We start from the raw sequence: 20,222 nt of genomic DNA on the forward strand, positions 1-20,222 counted from the left end.
GGGTGCCGGCGCCACCCGGTACGCCGTCGGAGCGGTGGGTGATCGCGTACACCTTCGCACCGCGATCCGGAGCGGGGACCCCGCCGGGAGCCCTCCCCGTAGGAAATTATCGATCACTGCGGTTTCGCCGAAAGCTCTTGCCATCCGTGTCTCATCTGTCTACACAGGACGTCTCTGCATCGATTGATTTCGACGGGCGGGGCACCCTCGCTCGTCCGATCGGCACGACAGGAGGCCCGAGGATGAACCGAAGGATCAAGTTCGGCGCGGCGGCGATGGCCTCGGCGCTGGCCGTCGGCGGCGCGCTGGTGCTGGGTGCGGCGCCGGCGAGCGCGGCCACCGCGTGCAAGACCAACACCAAGGAGTTCCCGACCGATTTCTACAACGCCGACGTGACGGTGAAGCTCTGCGTCGTGTCGCGCAACGGCGGCCACTTCGCCGACGGCTACGTCTCCTGGAACGAGGCGGGCAGCAACAAGTTCGACAAGTTCGTGGTCCAGGTCCGCCTGGAGCGGAACGACGCCGACATCGCCGTCACCTCCTGCTCGATGACATCGTCGATCAACTCCCTCTACCAGGGCGACGACTTCTGCGGCCGGGGCAGCTTCGCGAGCGGCAGCGGCGGCTGGACCGCCGACGGCAAGGTGACCTACAACATCAACAACGACGGCGAGGGCGACATGGTCTGGGAGCTCACGGGCTCACCGTCGATCAGCTGAGCCGCACCGGGCCCCGCCGGTGGCCGGGCGGGCGCCGGCGGCCCGGCCGGAGCCCCCGCATCCGGCCGGGCGTGCCCGCCCGTGAGGACGGCACGACCCGGCCGGGAGCACCCTGCGGAGGCCAGCACGGGAAGCAGGGGTCGGGATGGAGCCCGCAGGTGCTCGCACCCTGCGTGTGCGCTGACCCCCCGGGCGTGAACTCGGGCGGGGCGCACGCCGGCTCGCGAGCACGTCCCCCGGATCGTCGCGACCTCAGTCCTTTCGGACGCCCGGAACGCCCTGGGCACCCGGAACGCCCTGAGCGCCCGGAACGCCTTGAGCGCCCGGAACGCCTTGAGCGCCCGGAACGCCCTGGGCGCCCGGAACGCCCTGGGCGCCCGGAACGCCCTGGACGGCTCGGAGGACGCTGCCGGACGCTGCCCCGTCGGCCGGCCCGGCCTCGCCCCGGCCCGCCGCGATCACGAGCCGATCGAGGTAGAGCAGCTGCAACGCCAGGAACGCGACCAGGAACAGCAGCAGCATCGGCAGCGGCAGCACCTGGGCGACCAGCCCCCGCACGGCCGCCGGGTCGCCGAGCGTCTCCGCGAGCCGCAGGAGGACCAGGTTCGTCGCCGGCGCGTGCTCGGCGTCCCGGACGACCAGCTGCGGCCACAGCCAGCTCTGCGCGCCGACCAGCCAGCTCAGCAGCCCGGCGCCGGCCAGCATCGGCAGGGCGGGCAGCAGCATGGTCGACCCGAACCGCCCGCCGGCCTCCCAGCGCTCCCGCTGGCCCCGGAAGAAGAGGGCGAACACCACGAGCGCGGGGACGGAGAGCCAGCCCGGCGGGATCAGCCCGACGAAGGTGTTGAGCTGGTCGTTCTCCTGGGCGCGGATGAAGTGGGCGATGGCCAGCGGGCCGTCGCCGACGAAGAGCCAGGGCGCGAACGGCAGCAGGAGCAGCTCGCTGGCCCGGCCCAGCGGGCGCAGGCCGCCGATGGCGAAGCCGGCCAGTGCGGCGAGGCCCACCCCGACAACCGTCGAGACCAGCGGCGGGAGCCAGGTGTTGACCTGGACCGCGCCGGTGGAGACGCCGGAGGGCAGCGGTGGCGCGTCGGCGGTGAGCGCCCGCAGCCACGGCGTCAGCACGTAGGCGAGCACGCCGAGGAACACCACCAGCCCCACGACCAGCAGACCGAGCGCGACCGGGTTGCGCCCGCCCGCCGGAGCGCCCGCGGCGGCACCGGCCGGGGTGACCGTCCGGGCCCCCGCCGGGTGGTCGCGCCACCCGGTGAAGGCGATCCTCGTCCGGGTGGCCAGGAGCAGGAGGACGGCCAGGACGCCGAGCACGGCCAGCAGCGCCAGCAGCAGCACGCTGCCCGCGGCGCCGACCCCGAGGTCGAACCGGACCAGGCTCTCCCGGACGGTCCGCACCAGCGGGCCGGTCCGGTCGCCCCGGGCGGCGAGGAAAGGCCACTGGAGGGACCAGGACTGCACGGTCACCGCGACGACGGTCAGCCCGAGCACGCCGCCGACCGCCAGGGCCGCCAGGCCCGAACGGCCGCCGCCGCGGCCGCGGCGCATCGCGGCGAGGAAGACGGTGGCGCCGACCGCGACCACCAGCCCGGCCGTCAGCAGCGCCACGGTGCGTACGGCGGTCAGCGTGGGCGACTGCGTCCAGGCGTCCCGGTCGGCCTCGAACCGGTCCACGGTCCACGCCACCCCCACGGCGACCGGGGCGTAGGCGGCCAGCGGCAGCGCGAGCAGTGCCCGGGTCACCAGGCGGGGCACCCGCCCGGCCCGCTCCGCGGCGAGCGCGAGCAGCGGGGCGACGAGCAGCGCGAGGAGCAGCGGCACGAGCGCGAGGAGCAGCGCGTAGCCCAGGTCACCCAGGAAACCCCGCTCGATCACCTGCGCGTAGTTGTCGCCGCCGGCCGACTCGGTCGGCCCGCTCAGCCCTCGGCTCCGCTGGAAGCTCTTCACGAGCGTGCTGACCGACGGGAGCACGTACGACCAGAGCAGGGCGACGGCCGCCGGCGCGAGCAGCACCAGGGCGGTGACGACCTGGGCGCTCCGGCCGATCCGGACGCCCCCGGGTGGGGCGGGGAACGGCGACGCGGGGTGGGCCTGGGGATCGGGCACGGACGTCGGGGCGGCAGACACCGGGGCGGTCCTCCGGTCGGGGAGTGGACGGGCTGCCCCAGGCTAGGCCACCGGACCGGCACCGCGTCCAGGTGCGAATCCGCACAGTCGCCCGGCCGGCGACCCGCGCCGCACAGTCCCGGCGGGCCTCAGCGCTCCAGGATGGCCGTCACGCCCTGGCCCCCGGCGGCGCAGATCGAGATCAGCCCCCGCCCGCTGCCCTTCTCGGCGAGCAGTTTCGCCAGGGTCGCCACGATCCGGCCGCCCGTCGCCGCGAACGGGTGCCCGGCGGCGAGCGAGGAGCCGTTGACGTTGAGCCTGTCCCGGTCGATCGCGCCGAGCGGAGCGTCCAGCCCGAGCCGGTCCTTGCAGAACTCGGGGGACTCCCAGGCGGCCAGAGTGGCCAGCACCTGGGAGGCGAAGGCCTCGTGGATCTCGTAGTAGTCGAAGTCCTGGAGCGTCAGCCCGGCCCGGGCCAGCATCCGGGGCACCGCGTACGCGGGGGCCATCAGCAGCCCCTCGTCGCCGTGCACGAAGTCGACGGCGGCGGTCTCCGACCAGGAGAACCAGGCCAGCACGGGCAGGTTGCGCTCGCGGGCCCACTCCTCGCTGGCCAGCAGCACGGTGGAGGCGCCGTCGGTCAGCGGCGAGGAGTTGCCGGCGGTCATGGTCGCCGCGTCGGCGTCCGGGCCCTTCGCGCCGAAGACCGGCTTGAGCGCGCCGAGCCGCTCCAGGCTGGTGTCCGGGCGCAGGTTCGCATCGCGGGTGAGCCCGAGGTAGGGCGTCAGGAGGTCGTCGAAGAACCCTCGGTCGTACGCGGCGGCGAGCCGCTGGTGCGAGCGCAGCGCCAGCTCGTCCTGGGACTGCCGGTCGATCTGCCAGCGCAACGCCGTACGGGCGGCGTGCTCCCCCATCGACAGCCCGGTGCGCGGCTCGGCGTTGCGCGGGATCTCGGGCCGGAACGGCTGGTGCGGCCGGAGCTTCGCGGCGATCTTCAGCCGCTCGCCGAGGGTGCGGGCGCTGTTCAGCCTGAGCAGCGTGCGGCGCATGTCCTCGTTGACCGCCAGCGGCGCGTCGGAGGTGGTGTCCACGCCCCCCGCGATGCCGGCGTCGATCTGCCCGAGGGCGATCTTGTTGGCGACCAGGATGGCCGCCTCCAGCCCGGTGCCGCAGGCCTGCTGGATGTCGTACGCGGGGGTGTGCGGGTCGAGCTTCGAGCCGAGCACCACCTCGCGGGTCAGGTTGAAGTCCCTGGCGTGCTTGAGCACCGCGCCGGCCACCACCTCGCCGACCCGCTGGCCGGCCAGGCCGAACCGGGCGACGAGCCCGTCCAGCGCCGCGCCCAGCATGTCGGCGTTGGACGCACTCGCGTACCGCGAGTTGGACCGGGCGAAGGGGATGCGGTTGCCGCCGATGACCGCGACCCGCCGGATGCTCTGCACGATCCCGCCTCCTCGAAGGGCTTGCCCTCAACCTACTCGCCAGTAGGCTACGCCTATGACCGACAGGTACGCGAGCTTCGTCCGATCGGGGGCCGGTCGCGCGCTGGTCAAGCGCCTCGGGCTGCCCGACCCGCCCCGACTGCGCCGGCACACCCCCGGCGACCCCCTCGTCCCCGGGCCGGTCCTGCTCGGCGCCGCGACCGGGGGTCGGCTCACCGAGCCGGTCGGCAAGATCCTCGCCGCCGCCGGGGTCGAGCTGCGCGACCCCGGCACCGTGCAAGCCACCGAGCGCTTCGCCGCCCTCGTGTACGACGCCACCGGCGTCACCGACTCCACCGGCCTGCGCCAGCTCTACGACTTCTTCCACCCGCACGCCCGGTCGGTGCTGCCCAGCGGCCGGGTGGTCGTGCTCGGCACCCCGCCCGCCGAGGGCGGCTCGCCGCGGGAGGCCACCGCCCAGCGGGCCCTGGAGGGGCTGACCCGCAGCATCGGCAAGGAGTTCGGTCGGGGCGTCACCGCCCAGCTCGTGTACGTCACGAAGGACGCCGACGCCGGCACGTCGACCAGCCTGGAGGCCACCCTCCGGTTCCTGCTCTCCGGCCGGTCCGCGTACGTCTCGGGGCAGGTCGTCCGGGTCGGCACCGGCACGGCCGAGCCGCCGGCCGACTGGGACCGCCCGCTGGACGGGCAGGTCGTCCTGGTGACCGGGGCGGCCCGGGGCATCGGCGCGGCGCTGGCCCGGGTGCTGGCCCGCGACGGCGCGCGCGTCGTCGCGCTGGACGTCCCGGCGGCCGGCGACGAGCTGGCGGCGGTCGCCAACGAGATCGGCGGGACGGCCGTCCAGCTCGACCTCACCGCCCCCGACGCGCCGACCCGGCTCGCCGAGCACCTCGCCGGCCGGCACGGGCGGGTCGACGTGGTCGTGCACAACGCCGGCATCACCCGCGACAAGACCCTCGGCCGGATGGACGCCGAACGCTGGGACTCCGTGCTCGACGTCAACCTCTCCAGCCAGGAGCGGATCAACGACGTGCTGCTGGAGCGGGAGCTGATCCCGGCCGGCGGGCGGATCGTCTCGGTCTCCTCGATCGCCGGCATCGCCGGCAACCGGGGCCAGACCAACTACGCCACCAGCAAGGCGGGCGTGATCGGGCTGGTCGACTCGCTCGCGCCCGTCCTGCGCGAACGGCAGATCAGCGTGAACGCGGTCGCTCCCGGGTTCATCGAGACCCGGCTGACCGCGCGCATCCCGCTGGTGCTGCGCGAGGCGGGCCGGCGGATGAACAGCATGTCGCAGGGCGGGCTGCCGGTGGACGTCGCCGAGACCATCGGCTGGCTGGCGTGGCCGGCCTCCGGCGCGGTCAGCGGCAACGTCGTGCGGGTCTGCGGCCAGAGCCTGCTGGGGGCGTGATGGCCGGGCGGAGGGAACCGGCGGAGGGCCCGGCGGACGACCTGTCCCTGCACGAGCTGATCGACGGCCCCACGGAGGTGCTGCCGGAGGAGACGCTGGCGGCGATCCGCCGGCCGGGGCCGTCCGGCCACGATCTGAGCGTCGAGGAGACGCACGACCTCTCCGGGCCGGCCGACGAGGTGACGCGGGACCTGGCCGGGCACGCCGCGACGGGTGCCCGGGAGCGCGTGGAGCTGCCCCGGATGCCGGCGGCCGGGGCGCTCTACCGGCGGGCGCTGCTCGGCGCGCTGCCCGGCCTCGGCGGCGGGCGGCGGTCGGCCGGCGTGCCGGCGGTGGAGCTGGCCGTCGGCGGGGTCGCCGTCGACCGGGCGCACCTGGCCGACTACGACCGGGTCTGCGGGTTCCGCCTCACCGACCGGCTGCCCGCCACGTACCCGCACGTCATGGGGTTCCCGCTGGCCCTGCGGCTGATGACCGCGCCCGGGTTCCCGATCCCGCTGACCGGCGTGGTGCACGTCGGCAACCGGATCACCGTGCACCGCCCGGTCACCGCCGACGAGACCCTCGACTTCACCACGTACGCGGAGCACCTGCGCCCGCACGACCGGGGGCGGCAGATCGACGTGGTGCTCGTCGGCGCGGTCGACGGGGAGGAGGTCTGGCGCGGCGTCTCGACGTACCTCGGCCGGGAGCGCACCGGCGGGGGGCGCGGCCGGGGCGAGTGGTCCCCGGCGCCGGCCGGCTCCGCGCGCTGGCGGGTCGAGCCCCGCGTCGGCACGGACTACGCGCGGGTCTCCGGGGACCGCAACCCGATCCACACCTCCCGCCTCGGCGCCCGGCTGTTCGGCTTCCCCCGGCCGATCGCGCACGGGATGTGGAGCAAGGCCCGCTGCCTGGCCGCGCTGGACAACCGCCTGCCCGACGCCTACACCGTCGAGGTGGCCTTCAAGCTGCCGGTGCCGCTGCCGGGCACGGTGAGCTTCACGCGGCTGCCGGACGGCGGATTCGCCCTGCACGACCTGCGCGGTCGCCCGCACCTGGTGGGTCTCGTGCGCTGAGCCGCCCCCGCCGATCCGGACACCGGGCTTGGCAGGGGCGGCTTCGTGCGCTAAGTTCTTCTCAGATCGAGATGTTCTCAACATGAGAGGGACGACGTGGACGAGCGGGAGTTCCTGGCCGCGTACGACCCCCGGGCCTATCCGGCGGTCGCGGTCACCGTCGACGTGGTGGCGCTGACCATCCGGGACGGCGCGCTGCACCTGCTGCTGATCCGGCGCGGCGAGCCGCCGTTCGCGGGGCACTGGGCGCTGCCCGGCGGCTTCGTCCGCCCCGACGAGGACCTGGCGGCCGGCGCCCGGCGGGAGCTGGCCGAGGAGACGGGACTCGGCGGCGAGGGGCTGCGCCGCGTACACCTGGAGCAGCTCGCCAGCTACGGCAGCCCTGACCGCGACCCGCGGATGCGCGTCGTCTCGGTCGCCCACCTCGCGTTCGCGCCGGACCTGCCGGACCCGGCCGCCGGCAGCGACGCCGACGCGGCGGCCTGGCTGCCGGTGACCGCGCTGACCAGCCGGCAGCTCGCCTTCGACCACGGCCGGATCATCGACGACGCGCTGGAGCGGGCCCGCGCCAAGCTGGAATACACCCCGCTCGCCACCCGCTTCCTCGCCCCCGAGTTCACCGTCAGCGAGCTGCGCGCCGTCTACGAGACGGTCTGGGGGCACCCGCTGCACGCCGGCAACTTCCACCGCAAGGTGCTCTCCGTGCCCGGCTTCGTGGAGAGCACCGGCGCCAGCACCGAGCGCGGCGGCGCCCGCGGCGGCCCCCGCGCCAAGCTCTACCGGGCCGGCGACGCCCGGCTGCTGCACCCGGCGCTGCTGCGCCCCGCCCGGGAGGAATCGGTGCGGTGAGGACCGCGGAAGCCATCCGCCTGGTCACGGCGGCCCGCACCGACGCCGACCTGTTCGGCACGGACCAGCCGGCCCGGCGCTACCGCGAGCTGGTCGCCGCCCTGCACCCCGACCGCCTGCCGGCCGACCCGGCGGTCCGCGCCGCGGCCACCGACGCGTTCGTCCAGGTCACCACCCGCTGGCGGGCCCGGCAGGTCACCGTCCTCGGCGACTACCGCCTCGGCACGCCGGCGCACTCGGGCGACCTGGCCGACCTCTACGACGTCGGGGCGGACCGGCTGCTCAAGCTGCCCCGGCGGCCCACCGACAACGACCTGATGGCGCGCGAGGCGCACGCCCTGCGCACCATCGCCGAACGCGGCGACCCGCGCTACCTGCCGTACGTGCCCCGGCTGGTCGAGGACTTCCGGCACCGGGACGCCGCGACCGGCGCCGAGCGGCGGATCAACGTGCTCGCCACGGCGCCCGGCCTGCACGACCTCGACGAGGTGCGGCGCGCGTACCCGGACGGGCTGGACGCCCGCGACGTGGCCTGGATGTGGCGCCGGCTGCTGGTGGCGCTCGGCCTGGCCCACCGGGCGGGCGTCGTGCACGGCGCGGTCCTGCCGCCGCACGTGCTGATCGAGCCGGAGGGGCACGGCGTGGTGCTGGTCGACTGGTGCTTCTCCGCGCCCGTCGGCAGCACGATCCCCGCGCTGGTGCCCGGCTACGAGGCGCGGTGGTACCCGGACGAGATCCCCCGGCGGCGGCCCTGCGGGCCGGGCACCGACATCGCGATGGCCAGCGCGTGCATGAGCTGGCTGATGGGGCCGCGCGCGCCCCGCGAGCTGCACGACTTCGCGCGAGGCTGCCGCCAGCGGTCCCTGGACGCCCGGCCCGACGACGCCTGGCGCCTGCTGCGCGAGCTGGACGAGGTGCTGGAGCGGCTCTACGGGCCGCGCACCTTCCGACCCTTCACCCTCACCCCCTAAGGAGCTGTCATGGGCAGTGGAATGTGGTCCACCGACGTGTACGACGCCGCCGACCGCTACCGCCGGACCACCGGCAAGAGCGCGTTCTCCTACAGCGACAGCGGGGCGCGCACCGTGCACCCCGCCCTCGACCCCCGCGACGCGATGCGCGAGAGCCGCGACTCCGACGAGCACCCCCGGTCGACGCCCATCGCGGTGCTCTTCGACGTCACCGGCTCGATGCGCAACGTGCCGCGCGTCCTGCAGACCAAGCTGCCGCAGCTGCTCGGGCTGCTGCAGCGGCAGGGCTACGCCAGCGACCCGCAGATCATGTTCGGCGCGATCGGCGACGCCACCTGCGACCGGGTGCCGTTGCAGGTCGGGCAGTTCGAGTCGGACAACCGGATGGACGACGACCTCGGCCGGATCGTGCTGGAGGGCGGCGGCGGCGGGCAGATGACCGAGTCGTACGAGCTGGCCATGTACTTCATGGCCCGGCACACCGTGACCGACTCCTGGGAGAAGCGCGGCCGGCGCGGCTACCTGTTCATCATCGGCGACGAGCTGGCGTACCCGCAGGTGAAGTCCCGGGAGGTGGCCCGCGTCATCGGTGACGACCTGCGCGAGGACGTGCCGCTGCGGCAAATCGTCGACGAGCTGACCCGCCGCTGGGACACCTACTACCTGCTCCCCGCCGGCAGCCACTACTCCGGCAACGCCAAGGTGCTCGACTCCTGGCGGGACCTGCTCGGGCAGAACGCCGTCGTGCTGGACGACCTCGACGCGGTCTGCGAGACGATCGCGCTCACCGTCGGGCTCGGCGAACAGGCCATCGACCTGGACGAGGGCCTGCGCGACCTCGACCGGGTCGGCTCGGCCGCCACCGGCACCGTGTCCAAGGCGCTGGCCCGCCTCCGCGGGGGACGGCGCGCCGAGGTGTCGACGCTGCCCGCCTTCCGCGACACCGGCGGCGAGGTGACCCGGCTGTGAACCACGTGGCGGTGGTCGACCTCGGCTTCGGCGACGCCGGCAAGGGCACGGTGGTGGACTGGCTCTGCGCCACCCGGCCCGTGCACACGGTGGTCCGCTTCAACGGGGGCGCGCAGGCGGCGCACAACGTCGTGCTGCGCGACGGGCGGCACCACACGTTCGCGCAGTTCGGCGCCGGCACGTTCCACCCCGGCGTCCGTACGCACCTGTCGCGGCACGTGGTGGTGGACCCGCTCGCGCTGGCCGCCGAGGCCGACCACCTCGCCTCGGTCGGGGTGCCCGACGCGCTCGACCGGCTGACCGTGGACGGGGAGGCGCTGCTCGCCACCCCGTACCACCGGGCCGCCAACCGGGCCCGCGAGATCGCCCGGGGAGCCGACCGGCACGGCTCCTGCGGGCTGGGGGTGGGCGAGGCCGTGGCGTACGGTCTCGCCCACCCCGACGAGGCGCCCCGGGTGGCCGACTGCCGCGCCCCGGCCCTGCTGCGCCGCCGGCTGGCCGCCCTGCGGGACCGGCTGACCGCCGAACTCGGCCCGCTGGACGCGCCGCCGGTCGAGGACTGCCTGCCCGCGTTCACCGGGTTCGCCGGGCGGGTGGCGATCGTCGACCGGGGCTGGCTGGCCGGGGCGCTGCGCGCCGGGACGTGCGTCTTCGAGGGCGCGCAGGGGGTGCTGCTCGACGAGTGGCACGGCTTCCACCCGTACACGACGTGGAGCACCACCACCTTCGCCAACGCCGACAGCCTGCTCGCCGAGGCGGGCCAGGCGGGCGCGGCGACCCGGATCGGGGTGCTGCGCGTGGTCACCACCCGGCACGGGCCGGGGCCGCTGGTGACCGAGGACGGGGCCCTGCCGCTGGCCGACCCGCACAACCCGACCAACCCGTGGCAGGGCCGCTTCCGGTTCGGCCACTTCGACGCGGTCGCCCACCGGTACGCCCTCGACGCCGCCGGCGGGGTCGACGGCCTGGCGCTGACCCATCTCGACCTCGCCGGTCCCGGGCTGCGGATCTGCCGCCGCTACGACTGGACCGACCGGCTCACGCCGGGCCCGCCCGGCGACCTGGACCGGCAGGCCGCGCTCACCGAGCGCCTGCTGCGCTCCCGCCCGGTGTACGACGCCCCGCCGCCCGACTGGGCGGAGGCGGTGCACGCGGAACTGGGCGCGCCGGTGGTGCTCACCTCGCGCGGCCCCACCGCCGGGGACAAGGTCCCGCGCGGTCCGCTGCTCGCCCCGCCGGCCCTGGTCGGTCCCGGCGGGTCGGGCTGATCCCGCGAGTCTCGCGACTCGACCACCGGGCGGGTCGCGCCCGGCGAGCATGGGAGGCATGGAGTCCGCGCTCGACCTGCTCCGGCAGCTGGTCGCCTCGCCGTGGGTGTACCTGCTGCTGTTCGGGCTCACCGCGGTCGACGCGTTCTTCCCGGCGGTGCCCGGCGAGGCGGCCGTGATCACCGCCGCCGTGCTCGCCACCGGCGGGAGCCCCGAGCTGGTGGCGGTGATCGTCGCCGCCGCGCTGGGCGCCTGCGTCGGCGACCACATCTCGTACGCCATCGGGCGCGGCGGCGGGGCGAACCGGCTCGCCCGGTTCCCCGCCGACAGCCGGCGGCGGGCCGGTTCCGAGTGGGCCCGCCGGGCGGTGCACCGGCGCGGCGGACTGATCCTGACCACCGCCCGGTACGTCCCCGGCGGACGGACGGCGGTCACCCTCACCATGGGCGCGGTCCGCTACCCGCTCCGCTCGTTCCTGCTGTTCGACTCGATCGCGGCGGCGAGCTGGGCGCTCTACTGCGCCCTGCTCGGCTATTTCGGCGGGCTGGCGTTCGAGCGCGACCCCGTCAAGGGCATCCTCGCCGGGGTGGGCGTGTCGGTGGCGGTCACGGTGCTGCTGGAGTCCGTCCGCTGGTTGCGCCACCGCCGCCACCGCTGACCCCGACACCCCTCCACCTGCCATCTCCCCGGCCGGCCGGCGGGTGGGACGCCATGGGTGTCACCGGTCCGTCCTGACAGCCATGGTGTTCCACCGGTGGACCGGATGGCGGCGGGCCGGGCGGCGAGTCAGAGCAGGTCGGCGTCGTGGACCAGGATCGCGAGCTGCACCCGGTTGGCGACCTGGAGCTTGGCGAGCGCCCGGCTGACGTGCGCCTTGACGGTCGCCTCGCTCATCGTCAACCGGCGGGCGATCTCGGCGTTGCCGAGCCCCCGTCCGACCTCCCGGACGATCTCCCGCTCCCGGTCCGTGAGCTGGCCGAGCCGCTGCCGCGCGGCGTCCCGCCGGGCCGGGCCCCGCTCGGCGAAGGAGTCGATCAGCCGCCGGGTCACGGTCGGGGCCAGCATGGCGTTCCCGGCGGCCACGGTACGCACGGCGGCGGCGAGTTCCCGGGGCGGCGTGTCCTTCAGCAGGAAGCCGACAGCCCCCGCCCGCAGCGCCCGGTGCACGTACTCGTCCCGGTCGAAGGTGGTCAGCATGATCACCTTCACGCCGAGGGCGACCAGCTCCGGCGCGGCGGTCAGCCCGTCGGTCCCCGGCATCCGGACGTCCAGCAGCACCACGTCGGGGCGGAGTCGCCGGGTCTCGGCCAACGCCGCGGCCCCGTCGGCCGCCTCGCCGACCACGGTGAGGTCGGACGCCGCCTCCAGGATCAGCCGCAGCCCGGAGCGGACCAGGTGCTCGTCGTCGACGACCAGGACCCGGATCACGTCGCCTCCTGAACCGGAATCAGCGCCCGGACCAGGAAGCCGCCGTCGCGCGGGCCGGCCTCCAGCCGCCCGCCCAGCAGCTCCACCCGCTCCCGCAGGCCGATCAGCCCGAGCCCCGCCCCCGGCAGGGCCGCACCACCCGCCGACCGGCCGCCCGTCCCCGGCGGGGCCGCACCGCCCGCCGGCTGGCCCGCCCGCTGCGCGGCCGCGCGGCCCGCCGACCGCCCGCCCGCGTCCGACCCGGGCACGGCACCCGCCGGCGGAGCATCCACGTCCGGCCCGCGCACCGCGCCGGGCGGACCGTTGCGGACGCTGACCTCCACCCCGCCGGACAGGTACCGCAGCCGGACGGTGGTGTCCGCGTCCGGCGCGTGCTTGCGGACGTTCGTCAGCGCCTCCTGGACCACCCGGTACACCGTCCGGTCGACGGTGGCGGGAACGGGCCGGGGCGTCCCCTCGTCCCGCCGGTCCACCCGGAGGCCGGCGGCGCGCGACTCCCGGAGCAGGTCGTCGACGCCGGCCAGCCCGTCGGCGGCGGTGGCCGGGCCGTCGGCGGGAGCGGGCTGGCGCAGGACGCCGAGCACCTCGCGCAGGTCGGTGAGGGCCTGTCGCCCGGTGGACCGGATCAGGGCCGCGGCGTCGACGGTCGCCGGGTCGGCGGCGGTGACCTCCAGCGCGCCGGCGTGCACCACCATCAGCGACACCCGGTGCGCCACCACGTCGTGCATCTCCCGGGCGATCCGGGCCCGCTCCTCGGCCCGGACCCGCTCGGTCCGCGCCTCCTGCTCGCGTTCCAACCGCTCGGCCCGGTCCCGCAGGGCGGCCAGGGTCTCCCGGCGGGCGCGTATCCAGAGCCCGACGACCAGCGGGAACAACACCGCCAGCGCGAACATCGCCGTCGCGTTGGCCGGCGTGGCCGTGGTCAGCCGCCGCTCGCCGCCCACCGCGACACCGATCAGCGCACCCACGACCGCGACCAGGGCGGCGCCGGCGAGGTAGGCGACGAGCCGCCGTCGGCCCCGCAGCCGCAGACCGGCCTGCCCGGAGGCCACCACCGCCGCCGGCCAGGCCGCCAGGAGCAGCCACGCGACGGCGGCCGTCACGAAGAGCGGCCAGCAGCGTACGCGTACCGTCGCGGCGGCCCAGCCGGCGAGGACGGCGACGGCGAGGACCAGCGCCCGGGGCAGCGGCGAGCGCACCCCGAGCGAGCCGGTCGCCGACCCCCACACCCCCGCCGCCACGACGACGGCGAGCAGCACGGGCGCGTACCGGTCGGCGGTGCGGCGGAGCGCGACGGCGCGGGAGGTCACGTCCCGAGCCTAGGCGGGGCGGCGGGCGGTGCCACCCGTCCGCCTCGGGTGTCCGCGCGACCCGCTCCGCTCAGGCACCCGGCGACCGGTGCAGGTTGATCAGCTGGGCCAGGTGCCGGCCGGCCGTCAGCAGCGGGCGGTCGCTGCGGGAGACCTGGGCCGCGAGTTCGGCGCCCTCCAGCGTGGAGATCACCGTGTGGGCCAACTCCTCCGCGTCGTCCTCCGCGACACCGGCGCGGCGGAGCTTGTCCGCGACCAGCAGCCGCCAGTGCGCGAACGCTTCCGCGGCGGCCCGCTGGATGTCCGGCGCCCGGCTCGCGGTGCCGAGGGCGGTGGCGGTGACCGGGCAGCCGTCGGCCCAGTCGGAGTCGCGCAGCCCGTCGGCGAGGTCGCGGGCACAGGCGACCACCGCCTCGGCCGGGTCCGCGACCTGGTCGAGGATCACCCGGAGCAGGTCGGCGAACTCCTGGTCGCCGTGGCGGATGGCGGCCACGGCCAACTCCTGCTTGCCCCCGGGGAAGAAGTGGTAGACCGACCCCAGGGTCGCCCCGGCCTCGACCGAGATCTGCTTGATGCCGGTGCCGTCGTAGCCCTGGCGCTGCATCAACCGGGAGGCGACCCGCACGATCCGGTCCCGGGTGCCGAGGCCGCCCTCCACGGTCGCGGACTGCCGCACGGACGTCTTCATGCCGCCAGGCTACCGGATAGAACGTTCGCTCCAGTGCCGTGCTAACGTCCTCTCACTAGATAGAGCGTTCGTTCTAGAGGGGGATCTTCATGACTGACCGCGCAGTGACCGTCATCGGCCTCGGGCCGATGGGGCGGGCGATGGTGGGCGCGTTCCTGGACCGGGGATACGAGGTCACGGTGTGGAACCGGACCGCGGCCAGGGCCGACGAGTTGGTGGGCAGGGGTGCCCGCCGGGCGGCGACCGTGAACGAGGCCCTGACCGCCAACGAACTGGTGGTGCTGAGCCTCACCGACTACGACGCGATGTACGAGATCCTCGGCGGTGCCACGGCCGAGCTGCCCGGGCGGGTGATCGCCAACCTCAGCTCGGACACTCCCGATCGGGCCCGGGAGGCGGCGACCTGGCTCGCCGGACACGGCGCCCGGCAGTTGACCGGCGGCGTGCAGGTGCCACCGTCCGGCATCGGGGTCCCGGAGTCCAGCACGTACTACAGCGGACCGGCCGACGCGCTCGCAGCTCACCGGGAGACGCTGGAGGTGCTGACGGGCGTCGACTACCTGGGCGAGGATCCGGGATTGGCGGCGCTGTACTACCAGCTCGGGATGAACCTGTTCTGGACCATCATGGTGAGCTGGCTGCACACGGTGACGGTGGCGCGTGCCCATGGCATCACCGCCACGGAGTTCCTACCCATCGCGCGGAAGACGGCCGACGTGGCCCAGTTCCTGGAGTTCTACACGCCCCGCATCGACGCGGGCGACCACCGGGGCGACGTGGACCGGCTGGCGATGGGCATCGCCAGCGTCGAACACGTCCTGGACACCGTCCGGGCGGCCGGCGTCGACACCACGCTGCCGGCCGCGGTGCTCGACGCCTTCCGCCGGGGCATGGCGGACGGCCGTGCCGATCAGAGCCTCACGAGTCTGGTCGAGGTGTTCCCGGCCGGAACGGCCGTGGCTGGCCGCGGCACCCGGCCCTGACACCGCCGCCCGCCGGGACCCTGACACCGGCCCGTGCCCGACCCGGACGCTCCTCCGGGTCGGCCACGACTTAAGTCGTAGGCGCCGGGTGACCACCGGGCGATGGCGGAACCGGTCCCCGGCACCAGCATCGAGATCATGGATTCGGTGCTCGACCTGCTCCACCAGACGATGTCCTCGCCCTGGGTCTACCTGGCGCTCTTCGCGATCGCGGTGATCGACGGCTTCTTCCCGGCGGTGCCGAGCGAGACGGCCGTGATCACCGCCGGCGTGTTCGCGGCGACCGGTCAACCCGACCTGCTGGCCGTGATCGTGGTCGCGGCGGCCGGCGCGCTGGTCGGCGACCACGTCTCGTACGCCATCGGCCGGCACGGCGGCGGTCGCCTGCTCGCCCGCCTGCCCGACGGCGGGCGACGGCGGGCCGCCTACGAGTGGGCGCGGCGCGGGATCGCCGTCCGGGGCGGGCTGGTCCTCACCGTCGCCCGGTACGTCCCGGGCGGCCGGACCGCCGTCACCATGACCATGGGGGCGACCCGCTTCCCCCGGCGGCGCTTTCTCGCCTTCGACGCGCTCGCCGCCGGCTCGTGGGGGATCTACTCGGCGCTGGTCGGCTACCTCGGCGGGCTCGCTTTCGAGCAGGATCCGATCCGGGGGCTGCTGCTCGGCCTCGGTCTCGCCCTGACGGTGACCCTGGTGGTGGAGGTGACCCGCTGGCTGCTGGCCCGTCGCCGGGCGGCCGCCGCCGGGCCGGCCCGCGAGCCGGTGGAGCTGCGGCGGTGACCCCGTCCCCCGCCGCCCGCGCGGGGTTCCGCCGCCCACCGGGGCAGGGGCCCGCACACACCGGGGGCGCTGGCGGGGCGCCTCAGGTCCCGGGTCGCCAGGTGGCGCCGGCCAGCAGCTGCCCGGCCCCCAGCCAGGCCACGTTCATCATCCGGGTCGCGGTCTTCTCCGGGTCGGCGTCCGGGTGGTCGGCGAGCCAGTCCGCCAGCGACTCGGTCGCCCCCACCAGGGCGTACGCGACGACCTCCAGGTCGGTCTCGCCCACCTCGCGCCCCTGGGCCCGCAGGGCGTGGTCGAGCATCCCGGCGACCACGTCGACCAGCCGGGCGCGCATGCCCGCCAGCTCGCCGGCGAACGGCTGCTCGCCGCGGGCCTGCCGGTAGAGCACCGCCCACCCGTCCCGGTGCGCCCCGACGAAGCCGAAGAACGCCCGCAGACCGCGCCACAGCCGCTCGTCGGCCGACAGCTCGGGGGCGGCCGCCCCGGCGATGGCCTGCATCATCCGGGTGCCCTCGCGGTGCAGGCAGGCGACGAAGAGCTCCTCCTTCGTGCCGAGGTACGCGTAGACCATCGGCTTGGAGATGCCGGCGTCCTCGGCGATCTCGTCCATGCTGGCCGCGTGGAACCCCCGGCGGGAGAACACTTTCACGGCCGCGTCGAGCATCTGCTGCTCGCGTACGGCACGGGGGAGGCGCTTGAAGGTGGGTGGGGTGGACACCCTTGCGAGCATACCTACTCGTGCGTAGGGTTACGCACGAGTAGCCAATTCCCGGAAGGTGCAGCCCCATGACTGACTTCGACCCGGCCAACTTCGCGAACGTCGGCCCCAAGGAGTTCGCCCAGCTGGTCAAGTCCACCCCGGACGACAAGATCGCCGAGGTCATGTCCGGCGACCTGCGCGGCAAGATCCTGGGCGAGGTCTTCGGCCGGATGCCGCAGCTCTTCCGCGCCGACCGGGCGGGCTCGACCAACGCGGTCATCCACTGGAACATCACCGGCCGTCCCGACGGCGGCACCGACACCTACGAGGTGGTCATCGCCGACGGCGCGTGCACCGTCAACGAGGGCCCGCAGCACGACCCGAAGCTGAGCCTGACCATGGGCCCGGTCGAGTTCCTGAAGATCGTCTCCGGCGGGGCCAACCCCGTCATGATGTTCATGACCGGCAAGCTGAAGGCCAAGGGCGACCTGGGCCTGGCCGCCAACATCGCCAACCTGTTCGACATCCCCAAGGCCTGACATGGCTGAGTTCTCGCTCGACCTGAACGAGGAACAGCGGGATCTGCGCGACTGGGTGCACGGCTTCGCCGCCGAGGTCGTGCGCCCGGCCGCGGCCGAGTGGGACGCCCGGGAGGAGACTCCCTGGCCGATCATCCAGGAGGCGGCGAAGGTCGGCCTGTACGGCTTCGAGTTCCTCGCCACCTGCTGGGCCGACCCCACCGGCCTCTCCCTCCCGATCGCCAGCGAGGAACTCTTCTGGGGTGACGCCGGCATCGGGCTGGGCATCTTCGGCACCTCCCTCGCGGTGGCCGCCATCTACGGCGCCGGCACCCCCGACCAGATGGTCGAGTGGGTGCCACAGTGCTTCGGCACCGTCGACGAACCGGCCGTCGCCGCGTTCTGCACCACCGAGCCCGAGGCCGGCTCCGACGTCGGGGCGATGCGCACCCGCGCCGTCTACGACGAGGCCACCGACGAGTGGGTGCTCAGCGGGCAGAAGGCGTACGCCACCAACGGCGGGATCGCCGGCGTGCACGTGGTCACCGCGTCGGTCGACCCGTCGCTCGGATCCCGGGGGCAGGCGGCGTTCGTCGTACCGCCTGGCACCGAAGGGCTCACCGCGACCCGCAAGCTGCGCAAGCTGGGCCTGCGCGCGTCGCACACCGCCGACGTCTTCCTCGACGACGTACGCGTGCCGGGGCGCTGCCTGCTCGGCGGCAAGGACGCCCTGGACGAGCGGTTGGCGCGGGCCCGCTCCGGCCAGCGCGCCTCCGGCCAGGCGGCGATGCGCACCTTCGAGCTGTCCCGGCCCACGGTCGGGGCGCAGGCGCTGGGCGTGGCCCGGGCCGCCTACGAGTACGCCCTGGACTACGCGAGGGACCGGGTCCAGTTCGGCCGGCCGATCATCGAGAACCAGGCGGTCGCGTTCGCGCTGGCCGACATGAAGACGGAGATCGACGCCGCCCGGCTACTGGTCTGGCGGGCCTCCTGGATGGGTCGCAACAACCGGCCCTTCACCGCCGGCGAGGGCTCGATGTCCAAGCTGAAGGCCGGCGAGGTGGCCGTCTCCGTCACCGAGAAGGCCGTGCAACTGCTCGGCGGGGCCGGGTTCCTGCGGGACCACCCGGTCGAGCGCTGGTACCGGGACGCCAAGATCTACACCATCTTCGAGGGCACCTCCGAGATCCAGCGACTGGTCATCTCGCGCGCCATCTCCGGCGTCCAGATCCGCTGACCCGGCGCCCTCATCGGCGAGGGCGGGCGCGCTGGCGGCCGGACCGGCCGGACCTCGGCTGCGCCCGGGCCAGCCCGGACGTCCGCTGCGCCCCTACCGCCCCCAGCGCATGATCGAGAGGACCGCCCCCGCAGGGCCCCCCGCGCCGGGGGCCCTGCGCGCACCGCACGAGGAGGCCGCGTCGTGGACCTGCCGTTCGTCGTCGCCACCCTGACCCGGCGCGGGCTGCTCACCCCCGGCCGCCCGATCCGCGTCGCCTCCCAGCTCGGCGCGCTGCGCAAGTGGGGCTGGAGCCTCGCCGGCGAGCTGCGCCAGGCCGCGGCCCGCGACCCCGACCGGGCGGCGGTGGTCGACGAGCGGGGCGCCGAGCTGACGTACGCCGAGCTGCTGGACCGGGCCGAGCGGCTGGCTCGGGCGACGCGGGCGGCGCTCGGCGTGCAGACCGGCGACCGGGTCGGTGTGCTCTGCCGCAACCACCACGGCCTGATCGAGACGATCGTGGCCGCCATCCTGCTCGGCGCGGACGCGGTGCTCGTCAACACCGGGCTCTCCGCCGCGCAGCTCGCCACGGTGGCGGAGGAGCAGCGGCTGCGGGTGCTGGTGCACGACGCCGAGTTCGCCGAGCGGATCGTCGGCCTCCCCGCCGAGGTGCACCGGCTCGACGAGCGCGGCCGGGAGGAACTGGTGGCCGGCGCGCTCCCCGGCGAGCTGCGACCGCCGGAGCGCGACGGCCGGATCATCGTGCTCACCTCCGGCACCACCGGCGCGCCGAAGGGCGCCCGGCGCCCCACGCCGCACGGCTTCGGCCCGCTGGTCTCCATCATCGACCGCATCCCGCTGCACACCCGGGACCGGGTGATGATCGCCGCGCCGCTCTTCCACACCTGGGGATACGCGGCCCTCCAGGTGGCGTTCGCGCTGCGCGCCACCGTCGTGCTGCACCGCCGCTTCGACCCGGCCGCCACGCTGGCCGCCCTCGTGGAGCAGCGCTGCGACGCGCTCTTCGCCGTACCGGTGATGGTGCAGCGGCTGCTGGAGGTGCCGCCGCCGGACCCGCGGCCCCCGCTGAAGGTGGTCGCGGTCAGCGGATCCGCGCTCCCCGGCGGCCTCGCCCCGCGGTTCATGGACGTCTACGGCGACGTGCTCTACAACCTGTACGGCTCCACCGAGGTCTCGTGGGCCTCCATCGCCGGCCCCGCCGACCTGCGCGCGGCACCCACCACCGCCGGCCGACCGCCGCACGGCACCCGCCTGGCGATCCTCGGCGCGGCCGGCGAGCCGGTGCCGAACGGGCGGGTCGGCCGGATCTTCGTCGGCAACGAGATGCTCTTCGAGGGATACACCTCCGGCGCCAGCCGGGAACGCCGCGACGGCCTGCTCGACACCGGCGACCTGGGCCGGGTCAACGCCGACGGGTTGCTCTTCGTCGACGGCCGGGCGGACGACATGATCGTCTCGGGCGGGGAGAACGTCTTCCCGTCCGAGGTGGAGGACCTGCTCGCCCGGCTGCCGCAGGTGCGCGAGGCGGCCGTGATCGGCGTGCCCGACCCCGAGTACGGGCAGCGGCTCGCCGCGTTCCTCGCCCTGCACCCCGGCGAGACGCTCGATCCGGAGGCGGTCCGCGAGTACGTCCGGCACTACCTGGCCCGCTTCTCGGTGCCCCGCGACGTCGTCTTCGTCAGGTACCTGCCGCGCAACGCGACCGGCAAGGTGCTCACCCGCGAGCTACGCCGCTACTACGCCTGACCGGCGGCCCGGAGTCGGGCGGCGGGC

The 20,222-nt window shown here is 75.1% G+C and carries 19 protein-coding genes; 13 read left to right on the forward strand and 6 right to left on the reverse strand.

What is annotated here, in order from left to right; translation table 11 throughout:
- The first annotated feature begins 242 nt into the window (after nt 1-242).
- A complete protein-coding gene (locus ACSNOB_RS11690) occupies nt 243-719 on the forward strand; it encodes a hypothetical protein (protein WP_436686684.1) in 477 nt (158 codons plus the stop codon).
- Nucleotides 720-971: 252 nt separating this feature from the next.
- Here ACSNOB_RS11690 and ACSNOB_RS11695 read toward each other — a convergent pair whose 3' ends face one another.
- Nucleotides 972-2,858, reverse strand: a complete 1,887-nt coding sequence (locus tag ACSNOB_RS11695) for a collagen-like triple helix repeat-containing protein (RefSeq protein WP_436686685.1) — start codon at nt 2,856-2,858, stop codon at nt 972-974.
- Nucleotides 2,859-2,986: 128 nt separating this feature from the next.
- Complete coding sequence (locus tag ACSNOB_RS11700; protein WP_436686686.1) at nt 2,987-4,279, reverse strand: acetyl-CoA C-acetyltransferase; 1,293 nt, start codon at nt 4,277-4,279, stop codon at nt 2,987-2,989.
- A gap of 55 nt (nt 4,280-4,334) precedes the next feature.
- Here ACSNOB_RS11700 and ACSNOB_RS11705 point away from each other — a divergent pair, with 55 nt between their 5' ends.
- From ACSNOB_RS11705 to ACSNOB_RS11735, 7 genes are all read left to right on the forward strand, one after another.
- Nucleotides 4,335-5,690: a 3-oxoacyl-ACP reductase gene (locus ACSNOB_RS11705; protein ID WP_436686687.1), complete on the forward strand. Its 1,356-nt coding sequence runs from the start codon at nt 4,335-4,337 to the stop codon at nt 5,688-5,690.
- A gap of 242 nt (nt 5,691-5,932) precedes the next feature.
- Nucleotides 5,933-6,748, forward strand: coding sequence for a MaoC/PaaZ C-terminal domain-containing protein (locus ACSNOB_RS11710; protein WP_436686714.1), 816 nt, complete (start codon nt 5,933-5,935; stop codon nt 6,746-6,748).
- Between the two features lie 96 nt (nt 6,749-6,844).
- Nucleotides 6,845-7,597, forward strand: a complete 753-nt coding sequence (locus ACSNOB_RS11715) for an NUDIX hydrolase (protein WP_436686688.1) — start codon at nt 6,845-6,847, stop codon at nt 7,595-7,597.
- A complete protein-coding gene (locus tag ACSNOB_RS11720) occupies nt 7,594-8,568 on the forward strand; it encodes a serine/threonine protein kinase (RefSeq protein ID WP_436686689.1) in 975 nt (324 codons plus the stop codon). Before ACSNOB_RS11715 ends, ACSNOB_RS11720 begins: the two co-directional genes overlap by 4 nt.
- 9 nt (nt 8,569-8,577) lie before the next feature.
- Entirely contained in the window at nt 8,578-9,537 is a 960-nt protein-coding gene (locus ACSNOB_RS11725; protein ID WP_436686690.1) for a hypothetical protein, read from the forward strand.
- Nucleotides 9,534-10,805: an adenylosuccinate synthetase gene (locus ACSNOB_RS11730; RefSeq protein WP_436686691.1), complete on the forward strand. Its 1,272-nt coding sequence runs from the start codon at nt 9,534-9,536 to the stop codon at nt 10,803-10,805. Before ACSNOB_RS11725 ends, ACSNOB_RS11730 begins: the two co-directional genes overlap by 4 nt.
- A gap of 58 nt (nt 10,806-10,863) precedes the next feature.
- Entirely contained in the window at nt 10,864-11,463 is a 600-nt protein-coding gene (locus tag ACSNOB_RS11735) for a DedA family protein (RefSeq protein WP_436686692.1), read from the forward strand.
- A gap of 128 nt (nt 11,464-11,591) precedes the next feature.
- Here ACSNOB_RS11735 and ACSNOB_RS11740 read toward each other — a convergent pair whose 3' ends face one another.
- The 3 genes from ACSNOB_RS11740 to ACSNOB_RS11750 form a co-directional block, all read right to left on the reverse strand.
- Nucleotides 11,592-12,233 carry a response regulator gene (locus tag ACSNOB_RS11740; protein WP_393308178.1) on the reverse strand — a complete coding sequence of 214 codons (642 nt, stop codon included), beginning with the start codon at nt 12,231-12,233 and terminating at the stop codon, nt 11,592-11,594.
- Nucleotides 12,230-13,543, reverse strand: a complete 1,314-nt coding sequence (locus tag ACSNOB_RS11745; protein ID WP_436686693.1) for a sensor histidine kinase — start codon at nt 13,541-13,543, stop codon at nt 12,230-12,232. Before ACSNOB_RS11745 ends, ACSNOB_RS11740 begins: the two co-directional genes overlap by 4 nt.
- Before the next feature lie 70 nt (nt 13,544-13,613).
- Nucleotides 13,614-14,231, reverse strand: a complete 618-nt coding sequence (locus tag ACSNOB_RS11750; protein WP_436686694.1) for a TetR/AcrR family transcriptional regulator — start codon at nt 14,229-14,231, stop codon at nt 13,614-13,616.
- An 89-nt stretch (nt 14,232-14,320) separates the two neighbouring features.
- Here ACSNOB_RS11750 and ACSNOB_RS11755 point away from each other — a divergent pair, with 89 nt between their 5' ends.
- On the forward strand, nt 14,321-15,214 hold the full coding sequence (locus ACSNOB_RS11755) for an NAD(P)-dependent oxidoreductase (RefSeq protein WP_436686695.1): 894 nt from the start codon (nt 14,321-14,323) through the stop codon (nt 15,212-15,214).
- A gap of 138 nt (nt 15,215-15,352) precedes the next feature.
- Nucleotides 15,353-15,994, forward strand: a complete 642-nt coding sequence (locus ACSNOB_RS11760) for a DedA family protein (protein WP_436686715.1) — start codon at nt 15,353-15,355, stop codon at nt 15,992-15,994.
- Between the two features lie 82 nt (nt 15,995-16,076).
- Here the strand turns inward: ACSNOB_RS11760 and ACSNOB_RS11765 are convergent, their stop codons facing one another.
- On the reverse strand, nt 16,077-16,712 hold the full coding sequence (locus ACSNOB_RS11765) for a TetR/AcrR family transcriptional regulator (protein WP_436686696.1): 636 nt from the start codon (nt 16,710-16,712) through the stop codon (nt 16,077-16,079).
- 68 nt (nt 16,713-16,780) lie between these two features.
- Between ACSNOB_RS11765 and ACSNOB_RS11770 the strand changes: the two genes are divergently transcribed.
- The 3 genes from ACSNOB_RS11770 to ACSNOB_RS11780 all read left to right on the forward strand — a co-directional run bounded on the left by ACSNOB_RS11770 (nt 16,781) and on the right by ACSNOB_RS11780 (nt 20,195).
- Nucleotides 16,781-17,233 carry an SCP2 sterol-binding domain-containing protein gene (locus tag ACSNOB_RS11770; protein ID WP_393101880.1) on the forward strand — a complete coding sequence of 151 codons (453 nt, stop codon included), beginning with the start codon at nt 16,781-16,783 and terminating at the stop codon, nt 17,231-17,233.
- A gap of 1 nt (nt 17,234) precedes the next feature.
- Nucleotides 17,235-18,449: an acyl-CoA dehydrogenase family protein gene (locus tag ACSNOB_RS11775; protein WP_436686697.1), complete on the forward strand. Its 1,215-nt coding sequence runs from the start codon at nt 17,235-17,237 to the stop codon at nt 18,447-18,449.
- A gap of 183 nt (nt 18,450-18,632) precedes the next feature.
- A complete protein-coding gene (locus tag ACSNOB_RS11780) occupies nt 18,633-20,195 on the forward strand; it encodes an AMP-binding protein (RefSeq protein WP_436686698.1) in 1,563 nt (520 codons plus the stop codon).
- The last annotated feature ends 27 nt before the right edge of the window (nt 20,196-20,222 follow it).

The organism is Micromonospora sp. URMC 106, assembly GCF_051386395.1.
Classification (GTDB): Bacteria; Actinomycetota; Actinomycetes; order Mycobacteriales; family Micromonosporaceae; genus Micromonospora.